We start from the raw sequence: 15,145 nt of genomic DNA, 5'->3' as shown, positions 1-15,145 counted from the left end.
CCGGGGACATGGGGACCAACGGCCCGCTCATCCTTGAGAGACAGACGCTCCTTCGAAGTAGTGATCACGTCCACATATGGGCGCATTCCGGAGGAATCCTGACGCCTCCTAAGCTCCGCTTTTCGAGCCCTTTCGCCAGTCTCCGAAATCCTCAATCAGCTTGTAGAACAGCGGCACAAAGAACAGCGCAAGTGTGCTGGCGGCGATCATGCCACCAACGACGACGGTTCCGATTTCCTGTCGGCTGACGGCACCGGCACCGGTGCTGAACGCCAGTGGCAGAGAGCCAACGATGAAGGTCAGGGCGGTCATCATAATGGCACGGAAACGCTGTCTGGCTGCCGCACTGGCGGCTTCCGCTGCGGACATGCCAGCTTTACGATTCTGGGCGGCAAATTCCACAATCAGAATGGCGTTCTTCGCTGCCAGGCCAATCAGCACCAGCAAGCCAACCTGAAAGTAGATGTCGTTGGGGAAACCGCGCAGCATGGCGGCCAGAATGGCACCGAAAACCCCGAACGGAACGGCCGTGGCGACCGCTACCGGTAAACCCCATCGCTCATACTGTGCTGCCAGAATAAGCAGAACCAGCAACAGGCCCATGCCGAATGCCAGCATACCGGAGTCTGCGGAATCCTGAAGCTGGAATGCTTCGCCAGTCCAGCCCATCAGTGTGTTGCGGTCAAACACTTCGTCCCCAACCTCCTGCAAAGCCGCAAGCGCATCGCCAGAGGTAAATCCCGGCCCCGGGTCCGCCAACAGCTTGGCGGCCGGGTAAACGTTAAAGCGATTGAGAATGTCCGGGCCGCTGGTGCGCTCAAGATCTACCAGGGAACTTACGGGAATCATCTCACCATAGTTGGACCGTACAAACACCTTGCGCAGATCGTCCGGATGGCTGCGGAACTGACCTTCAGACTGCAGCGTTACCTGCCAGTTCCGGCCCTGCAGCGTGAAATCGTTCACATAGAGCCCGCCAAAGGTGCTCTGCATGGTGGTGAAAATCTGGTCAACGGGTACCCCCGAGGCCAAAGCCTTCTCCCGATCGACGTTGGCGCGGTACTTGGGAATGCCGGTATCGAGCGTCACCCTCACGTTCTGCAGCTCTGGCCGTTCGTTTGCTTTGCGAGTGAACTCGTCAGCAATGGCCTTGATGTCTTCGGGTGTCCTGCCGCCCCGGGCCTGAATATAGCCCTCGACACCACCGGTGGTTGACAGTCCCTGGATTGGCGGCGGCGTGAAAGCTATTACAAACCCCTCAGGTAGAGCACCACCGACGCCCATGATCTTCCCTGCCACACTGGCGGCATCCTCGCCATCACCGCTGCGTTTGTCCCAGTCTTCCAGGGTGACAAAAGCAACGCCACTGTTGGTCCGCAACGCACTGGATATAATATCAAAGCCAGAAAACGCCACCACATCGCTAACTTCGGGCATGTCCATCATGTGACCAACCAGATCGTCGCGGAAATCCGATGTGCGGCTCAGGGAAGACACCGGGGGCAGGGAATACGCGGCAAGAACGAAGCCCTGATCTTCCTGGGGCACAAGGCCGGTGGGCATTCGGTCAATCAAAAGAACAACGCCACCAATCATGGCCGCAAATAACAGGACGCCCACCACGGCATGGCGTAGCAGCCAGTCGACAACCGCACAGAACCCATTGGTTAGCCGATTAAAGCCGGCATCGAACCAGCGGAATGGTGCCCATTGTTTATCAGACTGGCCACCGAGCAGCAGGGCGCACATGGCCGGTGTCAGGGTGAGCGCCACAACGCCGGAAATCACTACCGACACGGCGATGGTGATGGCGAACTGGCGGTACAGCTCACCACTCAGCCCGCCCAGGAAGGCAACCGGTGCAAAGACTGCCACCAGCACCAGCGTGGATGAAATCACCGCCCCGGAAACCTGCTGAATGGTTGCCACAGCGGCATCGTAGGCAGACAGCCCTTCTTCTTTCATCAGCCGTTCGGCGTTCTCCATAATGATGATGGCGTTATCCACCACCACGCCGATAGCCAGTATCAACCCGAACAATGTCAGCAGATTGACGGAAAACCCCATCGCCTGCATGCCCGCGAAGGTACCGATCAGCGAGACCGGAATAGCCACCAGCGGTATCAGCGTTGCCCGCAGGTGTTGCAGGAACAGAAAGGTCACCACGACAACCAACAGGATGGCGATAACGAAGGTGGTAATGACCTCCTGGATGGAAATAGCAATGAATCGAGTGGTGTCGTATGGAACGTCATACTCAAGGCCTTCCGGGAAGCGTTCGCTGATTTCCTCCATGGCTTCAGCTACGGCGTCCGCCGCATCCAACGCGTTGGCGCCTGGTTGCAGGTAGATCCCCACAGGCACGGTATCATCTCCGTTATAGGCGGCAGCAAAGTCATAGTTCTGGGCACCCAACTCTATTCGGGCAACGTCCTTGAGCCGCAGCGAGGCTCCGTCCTCGTCACTGCGAAGGATCACTTCACCAAATTCTTCCGGGCTGGTCAGTCGCCCGGGTGCCGACACACTGAAAGTGAAAGCCTGCCCTTCCGGCGCTGGCTCGGCGCCGATGCGGCCGGCCGCAAACTGGGCGTTCTGTGCTCGCAACGAGGCGGCTACATCCGCTGGTGTAAGCTCATACTGAGCCAGTTTGTCCGGGCGCAGCCAGACTCGCATGGAGTAATCCTGAGCGCCAAACAGGGAGGCGTTACCAATACCCGGCAGGCGCACCAGTTCGTCCAGCACGTTCAGCAGGGCATAGTTGGAAATTTCCACTACATCCATGCTGTTATCGGGCGAAGACAATGTCAGAACCTGCAGTATCGATGTGGATCGGGCCTCTACCGTCAGGCCCTGGTCGCGCACAGTTTGAGGCAGTCTCGCCAGGGCCTGCTGCACCCGGTTGTTAACGTTGATGGTGGCCTGGTCGGGGTCGGTGCCGATTTCAAACGAGACCGTGATACTGAAACTGCCGGAGTCCGTGCCGTTGGACTCCATGTAGATCATGTTGTCCACACCGTTGATTTCCTGCTCCAGCGGCGCCACAACGCTGTCTGAAATAACGTCAGCATTGGCACCCTGATAACGGCCTTCAACCACGATCTGGGGCGGAACCACATTGGGGTATTGCTCTACAGGCAATCCCAAAAGCGAGATTGCACCAGCGATGACAATGATGATGGAAACAACCGATGCGAAGATCGGACGGTCAATGAAGGTACGCAGCATTACTCGGCCTCCTCGCTGTCATCACCGGTCTTCACCTCGGCTCCGTTTCGGAGATTGACCAGGCCGCTGGTAATGAAGATTTCGTTTGCCTCCAGCCCTTCCAGTATGACCCTGCGCCCATCCACGACCGGCCCAAGGCGAACTGGGCGCGCACGGGCCACGCTGTCGTCATCAACCACGAAAACCTGCGGCCCGTCTGCGCCTTCGGTCACCGCTTTTTCCGGCACGGTTACCACATTCTCAAGGGTCTGAAGCTGAACTCTCACCCTGACAAACTGCCCGGGGATAATCTGGTTGTCGAGGTTGGGGAAGACGGCCCTGGCGGATACGGTACCCGTCCGAGGGTCTAAAGTGGAGGCCGTGAAATCCACTTTGCCGGTGCGGTCATATACCTCACCATTCGCCATAATCAGCGTGGCAGCCACGTCTCTGGCGCTGGCCGCATCCGTCATTGCCTCACGAGCGGTGCGCTGTATTGCCGCATCGTTCTCGGGTAATGAAAACCGGACATGCACCGGGTTCTGTTGCACGATGGTGGTCAGCAGCGTGCCCTGGTTAATCAGGCTACCTTCGGGCAAATCTTCAAGACTGGTCACACCGTTAGCCGGGGCCCTGACATCGGTATAGCCAACGTTCAGTTCGGCCTCAGTAACGCCTGCCTCGGCAACTGCCAGATTGGCCTGGGCCAGTTCCAGGGCAGAGCGGGCAGAGTCGCGGTCGCGTTCACTGACCGCATTACGCTCGTATAACGAGGAAATGCGGTTCCATTCGCGCTCAGCCTGACGCAAGTCAGCCCTGGCTACCTGACGCTGTGCCTTTGCGCCCTGCAAGGCGGCTTCCGCGGGCTTGGGGTCAATGCGGAACAGGGAGTCACCTTCACTTACAATCTGGCCTTCACGATACAGGCGCTCCTCAAGGATGCCCTGAATGCGGGCGCGAACTTCTACCTCCCGGGCACCGCGAGCTCGCCCGGCATAGTCCTGACGCACTTCCACATCCCCGGTTTCAGCCGTTTCTACGATGACCTTTGGGGCTGGCTGCCCGCCACCACCTCCACCGGCGTTTGCATTTTTGTCGCCGCTGCAGGCGGCGAGACTGACTACAAGTAATGAAAGCAGCAGGGCCTGAAACAGCGATTTGGGTATATACAGCAGGGCAGCATGCGACGGCATGACAGAGATCTCCTCGGGTAAGACGCGTTCGAATTAGTGGCAAGATACATTCATTCATGGATGTATGCAAAAAACTTTGGCATGATACTGTCCTGAATATTGAGGCAGGAGCGTGCCGGACGGCACTGCCAACTCTCGTAACGATGGAAACCTACTATGGCCAGAAAAACCAAGGCGGAAGCCGAAGTCACGCGTCAGGCTGTACTGGATGCAGCAGAGCAGGTCTTTCTCAGCAAGGGCGTGGCCCGAGCCTCACTGGAGGAAATCGCCCGCACGGCCCAAGTTACCCGTGGCGCGGTTTACTGGCACTTCCGAAATAAGTCAGAGGTTTTCAACGCCATGCTCGAACGGGTGCGACTGCCAATGGCAGAGATGACGGAAAACGCCGCCGACGAACAGACTGGTGATCTACAGACCCTCAGAAACCTGTGCATCTACGCGCTTAAGCAACTCGTTGAAGATAAACGCCACTTCCGCGTCTACAAGATCCTGTTCCACCATACGGAATCGGAACACGGCCTGAGGCTGCAGGATGAAATGGCGCAGGAAGCCGTCGATACACTGACACGATTTTTCAGCAGCCACCCGCCTCACCCGTCACTGACCGCCAAACAGGCCGCCCGTTCCCTGCACGCCCATATGCTGGGCATCTACTTCGACTGGCTCAGGGATCCAGGCGCCTACGATCTGAGCTCCGAAGCGGAAGGCCTGGTCGACACGCTGTTCCGGGGCCTCTGCCCTGACAACGAATCATTTCTCAAAAACAAGGAAACCCCATGAACAGACGCCTGCTGCCAGGCCTTGTGGCCGCGATCGCAGCCCAACCCGTGCTGGCCATGAACCTAATCGAGACTTACGAGAAAGCGCTTACCTACGATTCCGGTATTGCCGAGGCCCGGGCTACTCTGCAGGCCGAGCAGGCGAGCATTGATATTAGTCGCGCCGACCTGTTGCCCCGGGTCAATGCGTTCGGCGATGCCCGGCACACTGACACCGACCCGGACAACGCCAGTGGAGACTCCTACAAGACCTTTAGCTACGGTGTTGAACTGACTCAGCCGCTGTTCCGCGCTGACGCCTGGTTTGGTTTCGAAACCAGCCAGATCCGGAGCGAGGCCGCCCGAGCTCAATACAACCTGGCCCAGCAGCAGTTGATCCTCGACGTAGCGGAAGGCTACTTCAATGTGTTGCGTGCTGCGGATGCGCTGACCACTGCACAGGCCACCGAGATGGCCATCCGCAGGCAGTACGATCAGGCCCAGGAGCGATTCGACGTCGGCCTGATCGCAATTACCGAGGTGTACGAGGCCCGCGCGAGCTACGATGACTCCAAAAGCCAGCGCATTGCCGCCGAAAGTGATCTGGCCATCGCCCGGGAAGAGCTCGCCCGTTTGACTGGTGAATACACCGAGCAACTGGACAACCTGCGTCAGGAATTCCCCCTGGCCAGACCTACGCCCATGAACCCCACTGACTGGGAGCAAATCGCACTGGGACAGAACTGGGAAATCCAGACTGCCCTGCTTGAACTGGATGCCAGCAAGTCCACCCTTGAGAGCCGCAAGGCCGGACATTACCCGGCGCTGGATCTGAATGCCTCCTATGGTGTGACGGATATCAGCGGCCTTGGGCCCGGCGGCACAGGCTCGACAGCTGGCAGCGGCGGCGCTACCCGTTCTGGAAACGGGGCGACCACCGAGGGTGTCATCAGCCTGACCCTGAACGTGCCGTTGTACCTTGGCGGCGGTATCCAGGCCGGAGTGCGGCAACAGAGATCACTGGTCACGGTGGCCGATCAAGCCCTGAATACCGTGCGCCGGGACGTACGTGTCAACACCCGCAGCCTGTTTCGTCAGGTCAACACCAACATCGAGTCCGCCTCAGCGCTGGAGCAGACCATCATCTCCCGTCGAAGCGCCCTGGATGCCACCCGAGCAGGCTACGATGTCGGTACCCGCAACATTGTCGAAGTTCTGGATGCCGAACAGGACTATTACGAAGCCCTGCAGAATTACGCCAACGCCCGCTACGACTATGTGCTCAATACACTCAACTTGAAGCAGTCAGCCGGCACGTTAAGCCCGCAGGATCTGATGGACCTGAACCGCTGGCTCAGTGCGTCCGCTCCGGGCATCGAAGCTCTGGCCGAGGATGATGAAACCATCGACGATCCAACTGAAAACTGAAGGCGATAAGGTTATGTTACCCAACAAATATGCGCCCACAGCCATGGCCCTGTCATTGGTAGTGCTCTGTCCAACCGTGCTTGCAGCCGCTGATTGGCAGACCGCCATGACCAGCTCTGACTGGGATGGCAGTATCGGGGCGGGTGCCTTCTACGCACCCGACTATCTTGGCAGCGATGACTACAAAACCCGTGGACTGCCCAACCTGAACCTGAGTTATGGCGACCGGTTCTACCTGAATATTCGTGATGGCCTGGGGTGGAATTTCATTAACCGGGATTCGTGGTCGCTATCGACGTTCATCGGTTATGTCGACGGACGTGACAACGAGGATGACCTGAGCGACTTGGATAAGGTAGAGGGTGGGGCTGCCATTGGTCTACGCCTTGCCCTGGAAGACGGGCCTTTCAAGTACAGTGCGTCGGTGAAGACACCGTTCACCGGTGACGTCGACGGGTATCAGTTGACTCTGAAGGGAAGTTGGCGCACCCCGCTGACAGAGAACCTTTTTCTGTCGGCCGGCCCCGGCCTCACCTACAGCAGTGAGCGCTGGACCGAGAGCATGTTTGGTATCTCTGAGTCAGAGAGTGCCCGCTCGGGCCTGACCGCCTACGATGTTGATAATGGCTACCTGCGAGTGCGTTTTGGCGGTGCTATGACTTACAGCTTGAGTGCTGACTGGTCGCTGACCGGCTTGGCAGGAGTGGCCTACCTGACTGGAGAGGCCAAAGACAGCCCTATTGTTGCGGATATTGGAGATCCTGTTCAGGGCTTCGGCGGGTTATTGATGAACTATCGTTTTTAACGGGGCTGAGCTTTCTTGAGATTAATCATTCTTCTGTTTGCACTCATTCCCGGCTTTGCCGGGGCCAGTTCCGGGGCCCTCAGTATTTCCTGGGACAACGATCTGCTGACAGGGTCGGATAAGGGCTATACCAATGGCGGTCGATTGTCCTATCTGACTCCCTCAGCCGAGAACAACAACGACTGCAAGGTGTGTCTAGCCCAAAATGCCAGGGATGCTTTTGACTGGCTGCCGGTTATCGGTCAGACGGGTAACGCTCATGCCCTGAGTTTTAGCTTGAGCCAATTGATGGTAACGCCGGAGAACATACAAGCCTCTGGCCCGGTTTATGAGGACTTGCCTTACGTCGGCTACCTCTCCGGCTCGGTCACTCTGTGGAGCTGGAATTCAGAATCACTGACCGGATATGGCATTGGTTTGGGTGTCGTTGGACCGAGTTCCGGCGCCGAAGTTACGCAAAAATGGGTTCACAAACTGACCGGTAGCACCAACCCGAATGGCTGGGATAACCAGCTTGGCACCGATGTGATCGGCGAACTTCACGCCTTTCATGCCCGCAGGTTGTTTCGCGATGAAATTGGCAGCGGGATGCACCAGGAGATGGCCTGGGTAGCCGGCGGCAGGCTTTCGAATTTTATCAGCAGTGGCGAGCTGGGCGTGTCGTGGCGAATCGGCGCCAACCTCCCCGCCAATATCATCCCCGATTATGCCGGGGCCTCCTCAACCATCGGCTTGCCAGGTTCACTAAATGCCCCCGGCCCGGGTTGGTCAGCGTTCATCGGCTTGGGTATAGAAGCCATACCTTATTCCTATCTGGATGAGCAGTCGGGTCGTTATGATTACGACCAACGTCCGCTTGTCGGCCTGGCTGGCGTGGGAGCTGGATGGCACTCATCTGGAATCCAGGTTGCCATCACGCTAAGGGCGACGACCAGTCAGGTGGAAACTAATAAAGATGCACTTTCCTTTGGGACTATTTCGGCTACATATCGCTTCTGATGGGAGAAGCCCGTATTCCCGCGCCCGTCGCAAGCCCTTGGGCAACGCATGTCGCAGGATCCGCCAAAGAAACCGGGGGTCCGGTTCGGTCAGGGTCTGGCTGCGTCCGAAATCGGGTTTTCTGCAGCCTGGTTAGGCTGCACATGAACCGCACTTCCAAATTCGGCTCCTGGCAATGCTCCTAGGCGTTATCTTGTTCGTTGCTGCAGTGCTCTGGCGAGCTTACTTCGCCTTTCCCGAACCTGACCCCAGCCCTGAGAAGTCCGCACAAATTCAATTGCTCTCAATTCTTTCAGACTGGCTCATGCGCATAGCTGCCGGCGTATTTCTGGGTTCGTGCATCACCCCTGCGGTAGGACTGCTCGACAAAAAGCGGAATAAGGACATCTTTACTAAACGCATGCGCGAGTTTTCGCTGTCTGTTCCGTTCGCCAGCCCACACCTAATTGGGAACAAACAAGTTACTTAGCGAATGATTTCTGGTATATGGAGGCAAGTTGAAGAGGCGGCATATCCTGTTGGAGGAATTTATTACTTGGGTTCTACCCCGTTACTGTTGTCACTTCTAGAAGGAGGCCCGTTGGGCCTCAACAGAACATCTTAATCAGGCCCTGCTCAAACAGACGTTGGAGTACTTATCGAGGCCACCCGAAATAGCCCGTTTGGGCGCGGCAAAAAGGTCCGCTTTCCAATGTTTTCACCGACTAGACTATGGTGCCAAAGACCACGAAGCAGACCTTTTTCTAGTCTGCAAGGCCCCGTTTTAACTCCCGCTCCGATTCACTCAAAGACCTGACGCCATGGGATACCTGGAAAAACGCCAATGGCTCTCCAGCACTTGCTCAGGGCGGTACCGCCCTTGAAAGCGGTTGAGTGAGCGCCAAGCAGGTTCTCGTTGTTGAGTAGACGAAGGGCCTCGGCTACCCAGATATCTTTCTCCAAGAAATTCTGGGCCAGTCCAGCAGGATGCTTTTGGGCGCCAAGGTTCAGGATGGTCTTCAGCTCGTCATGCTTTTTGGGATCGCGATAAAGATCGAAAATATCAGTCAAGCCATCATTTCCTTTTCGAACTGCTCTAGTTTGGCGAGCCACCCTTCAGGCAGATGCGTCGACTTGAGCTTTCTGATAGCCGTTCGGCTTTCTGATTCGGAAAGCTTCAGCCTGGAAAGGGCTTTTTTCAGTCCGCTGAGCTTAACGGAATTGGCTGGGGTGACGGTTAAGCTTCGCAGTAACTCACCTTCCGGGCGTGATTTCCATCGTAGCTTTGATTCCGCGACATGCCGCACTTCGACGACTTCATTGCCTATGGAAAACGTTCTGCTGGCACCGTTACTCCAGAACACTGTTTTGACAGGGGCCTGGGTTTGCAGGCCGAGTCGATAAGCGGACTCAACCCCTTGCCTCACCAGCGTGTAACCATGCTGCTGTGCCCATTTCCTGGCAATCTGTTCGGCACTTGCCGTGATCTTGATGGATGGCATGCTGGCCAAGGGCTTTGGGCGAACATACATACCTTTGGCCACGCGCTCGACCACGCCTTCTTGAGCAAGTCTGCTTAGTGTTTTTTGCACAGACATACTCGAGCCCAGCTCATGGAATTGACTAATGGAAAACGGGACGCCCCGCCTCATGTGCCGCAATCGACGGGTTATTTTTTCTGACGTAGACATGGTTTAACCTGACATAGCGATAACATAGTGGATTTAGCCTAGCCCTTTACTGACGCGGAGCGCAAGAATTCTAATGTCAGGACCGTATAATTTACTACGGTGAACAAAGAAAGTCTGGAGCTTACGCATCCTGTTCCGGTTTTATTTCACATTGTGTAACCTCTTGGGGCAGGTGACCTCATGGCTGTGGTCACGAACATCAACAATGGCCCGAGATGGAGTAAACATGAGCTTAGGTAACAATATCGACGATTCAGATCTTGAGCGCTCTGCAATCCTGAAAGAGGCAGCGGAACTGATGGTGGTGAAGGGGCTTGCCAAGGATGAGGCAATTGAAATGGCTGAGCAGCTGGCAACCAAGCGTGCCGAAGCTGAAAAATTCGGGCAAGTGGAGTCAGATAACCAGGGTAATACCGTAGGGTATAACGTTACTGCGCTGAACCCAGAGCCAGTGCCAGCAAATAAGCGGGAAGCGGTTAACAGTACTTATCAGGAATTGTGTGAGAACGAGGGCGTTGAGGCGCTCTGATTGGCACGGCCGATATCCGCTTCGTAAAGACAGGCAACCACGAGTCACTCATAGTCGCGGCGCCTGTCTAGCTTTGAGGGAGGGTGGACAACGATTCGGTCAGACAGGGTAATACGATCTACTCTGATAATCCCAACGGAAAGTGGCTCCTTGGTATCCCTGTTGCCCGATCGCAGTGCAATCAACGTCCGCTACATCCTCTGTATTGAACTGCGGCGCAATAGTGCCAAGCTCTCCCGATACCTGAACGAGTTGCCGACCCTTGAGTTGTTGAGTGACTGTGATGAGCCATGGAGCACTTGGTGTATCACGCCGAGCTTTGGTTGAATAGCCTACCCAGTTAACAACCTGCGCTCTGATCTCTTGTGGCGTACCCTGTAGACGTTCGACTTGAACTCTTGGGGTGTATTGTTGCTGCAAAGCGGACCCCCATGCAGCGGCCCACCGCTTTGTTGACATGTAGTTGTTGCCAGCGAACATTGAGGGTCTGACCAGCAAAAGACAATGGAAGTGAGGGTGTGCGGTATTTGGATCTGACTGACCAACGCTGACCTCGGTATACCGAATTGCACCGAGCACGTTCTCTTGCCAAAAGTGCCTTCTCGTCATGCGCTGGAACGCATCTTTCATTTTTTTCAGTGTGTCCCGAAGATCCCAGGTCTCGCAGTTTCTGGCTGTGAGTGTCAGGAAAATCCATTTTCCCTCGGCAAGGTCCGGCCTATGGTCAAAAAGTTGATGCATCTCCGCGCATGCTCTTTGGGAGCGTCGCCATTGGCAGATTGGGCACTGTCGTTGTTTGCAGTAGAACGTAACAGGCTTTGGAGAAAAGGGAGAGTTGTAAGACAGGGATACTTGTTCAGCACATTCTAAGATTTTCATGCCTGCACCCGCAGTAAGCGGGTTACTGAGCAAGATTTGGCCAGTCCATTCTGCTTGGCGCTTTAAGATGGTTAGTTGTTCAAGGACGGGGTCTTGATTATTGGTAATGGTCATCAGTTTATCTCCCAATGCGGTGATGTCGATTTATCTGGTTGAGATTGATGTGCAGGGTTGATTTGTGCCTAATTTACCGAGGAAGGCCATTGATTAGGCCTGGTATCATGCTGATATATAGGTGTTTTATGATGTCGAGTAGTTGACTAATAATAGATATAAAGAAGGAAGATTGACGTGCCTGCCGGAGTTAACGGGGGCTTGCCATTAAATGCAGTGCCCAATCCACACCTCAATCTCAGATTCTGCGCAGTCGATAGGGCGCCGATGTAGGGGGATGGGCTTCGGAAACTGCAAAGGGGCATTTAAACTGGTGTGTTAAACGGATCTTCAGCTTCTTTCCTGCTAGATCGCTGATTTTTCGATATGCTTGGTCTCCTGTTGGTAGTTACCCTCAGAAGATCACGGCAGCGTGTAAAGAATGATCTATGGAACGCTATAGGCGTTTATGCATGTCTCTCGTGCCGAAGTTGTTTGGTCTATAGTCTGTTGCGGGCTTTGAAGTCAGCGGCGGGGCAGTCTGAGCGACGATAGGGTTCGTTAACTCCGTTCGCATTTAAATACTCCAGACCGATGCAGTTTCAAGGAGCTCGTTTTTGATCACCGCCTACCATGCAAAATACTACGCGCATGAACTGACGCGAAGGCATGCCGTTGAAGGCGTGGATCGGCTTTCGCAGTCACTTTTTGACGCAAGTGTTGACCTTAACCCGCATCAGATTGAGGCGGCGCTTTTTGCGATGCGCAACCCGCTTCAGCAGGGTGTTCTGCTTGCTGATGAAGTGGGTCTGGGGAAAACCATTGAAGCGGCCTTGGTCGTGTGCCAGCTGTGGGCAGAGCGGCGCCGAAAACTTCTAATAATTGCACCAGCCAGTCTGCGCAAGCAATGGGCGCAAGAGTTGCTGGAAAAGTTTGCTGTTCCAACCACCGTCCTGGATGCTGTGGCGCTCCGCAAGCAGTCTGCTGGAAGTGCGCTGGATACCCTTCAGCGGTTGGCAGGCAAAACCGTCATTATTATGTCCTATCAGTTTGCGGCCCGGCTGGAAGCAGAACTGCGGGCTGTGCCCTGGGATGTGGTGGTTATTGATGAGGCACACAAGCTGCGCAATGCTCATCGTCCCAGCAATCGGACCGGGCAAGCATTGCGCCGGGCATTAGAAGGTCGCAAAAAACTCCTGCTCACGGCGACGCCGCTGCAAAACTCCCTCATGGAACTGTATGGCCTATCAACCTTGATTGACGAACATCTGTTCGGGGATGAAAAGGCTTTCCGTAAACAGTACGTGAATAGTCCGAGTGGGCTTGAGGATTTACGCGGTCGGTTAGCTGGCTTTACTCAACGAACGCTTCGTAAAGATGTGTTGGAGTACATTCAGTACACCGAACGCAAGGCGCTTACCCAGCCATTTAATCCTACGGATGAAGAGCAGGCTGTTTATGAACGCATTTCAGCTTTTCTGGTGCGGGAGGAGTCGTATGCCCTGCCTAAACGCCAGCGTCACTTAACCGGGCTGATTCTTCGAAAGCTGCTCGCCTCCAGCACGCCTGCAATCCTGGCAACGCTCGCAACTATCTGTGCAAGGCTGGAACAGATGCTGATTGACGAAGCCGACGCCGACAAGATTAATTTGATTGAACAGTGGGTCGAAGACGATGACCTTGAAACCGACTACCTTGAGGAAGACCAGGAAGAGAACCGCGAGGCTGAAAACGCAGATGCAGGTGAGATTGCTGTCAGTGATCTGGTAACCCGAGGGCCAGAGCAAAAAAAACAGGCGATACGGCAAGAGCTCGTTGAGTTAAACGAAATCATCGCTCTAGCCCAGGGGCTGAGTGGTGATACCAAAGCTCAATCACTGCTCACAGCACTCAAGCACGGTTTCAGCAACATGGCCGAGCTGGGCGCTCCTCGCAAAGCCATAATTTTCACTGAATCCAAGCGTACTCAAGAGTATCTCTATCAATTTCTAGCGATGAACGGCTATGGCGGTACACTGGCGCTTTTCAGTGGAACGAATAATCATCCAGACACCACGCTGATCTATCAGCGGTGGCTGGCTGAACATCAGGGCACGGACCGAGTCACTGGCTCGCCTCAGGTGGATCGACGTACTGCGCTGATTGACCATTTCCGTAAGGATGATGGGACCGGCGCCGATATCATGATCGCCACGGAAGCCGCTGCCGAAGGGGTCAACCTGCAGTTTTGCGCGCTGGTCATTAATTATGACCTGCCTTGGAACCCTCAGCGGGTAGAACAGCGTATTGGCCGCTGCCATCGTTACGGTCAGCGCTATGATGTTGTCGTCATAAATTTTCTCAATACCCGCAATCAGGCAGATCAGCGCGTACTGGAACTGTTGTCTGAGAAGTTCAACCTGTTCTCCGGCGTTTTTGGTGCATCAGACGAAGTGCTGGGGCGCATCGAAAGCGGTATCGACTTTGAAAAGCGAATTCTCACTATTTATGAGACCTGTCGACATCCGGATGATATCGAGCAAGCCTTCAATACGTTGCAGGCCGAGTTGGAAGAAGCGATCAACGATCGGATTCAAGATACTCAGAGCCAGCTGCTGGAAAACTTCGATGAAGATGTTCACGACCGCCTCAAGTTACGCCTGGATGAAGCAGAAGCGCGCCTCGATAAATTGGGTCGATGGTTCTGGGGTGCGACGCGTTTTGCATTGGAAAAGCAAGCACGCTTTGATCATGCCAGCTATGCCTTTGCGCTCAAGCAGTCTCCAACCGGGATCAGCCCACCGGTCGCTCCTGGTCGCTACCAACTGATTCGTGGCGCGGCTCAGCCAGACATGCTTGCTTATGCTTACCGTCTCAGTCACCCGTTAGGCGAATGGACGCTGGAAACCAGCTTGGCGTCTCCGACACCTGCGGCACAACTCGTTTTCAATTACAGCGCCCATGGCAGCAAGATCAGCCTAATCGAAAGCCTGGTTGGAAAGGCTGGCTGGCTTCGCCTGGACAGACTTGAGGTAACTGCGTTTGAAACCACTGACGAACTGTTATTCTCTGGCCTGACCGATGATGGTCGCATTCTTGACCAGGAGGCCTGTAAAAAGCTCATGGCCGTTGAGGCCCAGGGCCAACCGGAAAGACTGACCGATCAGCCCCCTGCTGAATTAAACGCTAACAGTGATCGCCACATTGCTGCGGCTATCGCAGATATCCTCGAAATCAATCAGCGCCTGTTCAACGATGAACGCGACAAGCTGGAAAAGTGGGCGGAAGACAAGCTGATGGCCGCAGAGGAAGCGCTGAGGAATACAAAGGCACGAATCACGCAGCTCAAACGCGATGCCCGTAAGGCTGCAACCCTTCAAGAACAGTCTGGTATCCAGCAGGAGATTTCAGCACTGGAAAAGCAGCAGCGCCGCCAACGGCAGGAGATCTTTGCCGTGGAGGATGAAATCATCGACCAGCGCGATCAACTTATTGAATCTCTGCAGCAACGTTTGCAGGAAAAGACCGAAACCAACACCCTATTCACCCTGCGCTGGCATGTGGTGTAACACCCCCGGCAAATTATCCAGGGAAATTACCTTTAAGGT

Annotated in this window: 12 protein-coding genes and 1 pseudogene; 6 read left to right on the top strand and 7 right to left on the bottom strand. The window is 55.3% G+C overall.

The genetic code is table 11. The features are described from left to right. Positions 1–108: 108 nt before the first annotated feature. Together M8010_RS08605 and M8010_RS08600 are read right to left on the bottom strand one after the other, a co-directional pair. Positions 109–3,225 carry an efflux RND transporter permease subunit gene (locus M8010_RS08605; RefSeq protein WP_250090429.1) on the bottom strand — a complete coding sequence of 1,039 codons (3,117 nt, stop codon included), beginning with the start codon at positions 3,223–3,225 and terminating at the stop codon, positions 109–111. After that, complete coding sequence (locus M8010_RS08600; protein ID WP_250090427.1) at positions 3,225–4,397, bottom strand: efflux RND transporter periplasmic adaptor subunit; 1,173 nt, start codon at positions 4,395–4,397, stop codon at positions 3,225–3,227. The genes M8010_RS08605 and M8010_RS08600 overlap by 1 nt, the downstream gene beginning before the upstream one ends. 156 nt (positions 4,398–4,553) lie before the next feature. Between M8010_RS08600 and M8010_RS08590 the strand changes: the two genes are divergently transcribed. Genes M8010_RS08590 through M8010_RS08575 form a run of 4 tightly spaced genes read left to right on the top strand, consistent with a single transcriptional unit; the run spans position 4,554 to position 8,387 of the window. Further along, complete coding sequence (locus tag M8010_RS08590) at positions 4,554–5,177, top strand: TetR family transcriptional regulator (protein WP_284048042.1); 624 nt, start codon at positions 4,554–4,556, stop codon at positions 5,175–5,177. Continuing rightward, on the top strand, positions 5,174–6,583 hold the full coding sequence (locus M8010_RS08585; protein ID WP_250090425.1) for a TolC family outer membrane protein: 1,410 nt from the start codon (positions 5,174–5,176) through the stop codon (positions 6,581–6,583). Before M8010_RS08590 ends, M8010_RS08585 begins: the two co-directional genes overlap by 4 nt. A 13-nt stretch (positions 6,584–6,596) precedes the next feature. Then, positions 6,597–7,388, top strand: coding sequence for a MipA/OmpV family protein (locus M8010_RS08580; protein ID WP_250090422.1), 792 nt, complete (start codon positions 6,597–6,599; stop codon positions 7,386–7,388). A 15-nt stretch (positions 7,389–7,403) separates the two neighbouring features. Next, on the top strand, positions 7,404–8,387 hold the full coding sequence (locus tag M8010_RS08575; RefSeq protein ID WP_284048041.1) for a lipid A deacylase LpxR family protein: 984 nt from the start codon (positions 7,404–7,406) through the stop codon (positions 8,385–8,387). Between the two features lie 3 nt (positions 8,388–8,390). Here the strand turns inward: M8010_RS08575 and M8010_RS20125 are convergent. The 3 genes and pseudogenes from M8010_RS20125 to M8010_RS08565 form a co-directional block, all read right to left on the bottom strand. After that, positions 8,391–8,492: pseudogene (locus M8010_RS20125) on the bottom strand (transposase); the annotation flags it as partial. A gap of 675 nt (positions 8,493–9,167) precedes the next feature. Further along, complete coding sequence (locus tag M8010_RS08570; protein WP_250090418.1) at positions 9,168–9,437, bottom strand: hypothetical protein; 270 nt, start codon at positions 9,435–9,437, stop codon at positions 9,168–9,170. Next, positions 9,434–10,057, bottom strand: a complete 624-nt coding sequence (locus M8010_RS08565) for a DUF6088 family protein (protein WP_284048040.1) — start codon at positions 10,055–10,057, stop codon at positions 9,434–9,436. Before M8010_RS08565 ends, M8010_RS08570 begins: the two co-directional genes overlap by 4 nt. 226 nt (positions 10,058–10,283) lie before the next feature. Between M8010_RS08565 and M8010_RS08560 the strand changes: the two genes are divergently transcribed. After that, positions 10,284–10,586, top strand: a complete 303-nt coding sequence (locus tag M8010_RS08560) for a hypothetical protein (protein ID WP_250090417.1) — start codon at positions 10,284–10,286, stop codon at positions 10,584–10,586. Positions 10,587–10,685: 99 nt separating this feature from the next. On the opposite strand, the gene M8010_RS08555 is transcribed toward M8010_RS08560, so the two are convergent. After that, entirely contained in the window at positions 10,686–11,579 is an 894-nt protein-coding gene (locus M8010_RS08555; RefSeq protein ID WP_250090415.1) for a protein rep, read from the bottom strand. 207 nt (positions 11,580–11,786) lie between these two features. Next, positions 11,787–11,876 (bottom strand): AlpA family phage regulatory protein, encoded by a 90-nt coding sequence (locus M8010_RS20120; RefSeq protein WP_502846207.1) that lies wholly within the window; start codon positions 11,874–11,876, stop codon positions 11,787–11,789. A 299-nt stretch (positions 11,877–12,175) separates the two neighbouring features. On the opposite strand from M8010_RS20120, the gene M8010_RS08550 reads away from it, so the two are divergent. Further along, a complete protein-coding gene (locus M8010_RS08550) occupies positions 12,176–15,106 on the top strand; it encodes an SNF2-related protein (protein ID WP_250090413.1) in 2,931 nt (976 codons plus the stop codon). Positions 15,107–15,145: the final 39 nt, after the last annotated feature.

Source organism: Marinobacter sp. ATCH36, assembly GCF_023555055.1.
In the GTDB taxonomy this organism is placed as follows: Bacteria; Pseudomonadota; Gammaproteobacteria; order Pseudomonadales; family Oleiphilaceae; genus Marinobacter.
The sequence above is the reverse complement of the archived record's forward strand: the minus strand, read 5'-3'. Positions and strand labels throughout refer to the sequence as shown.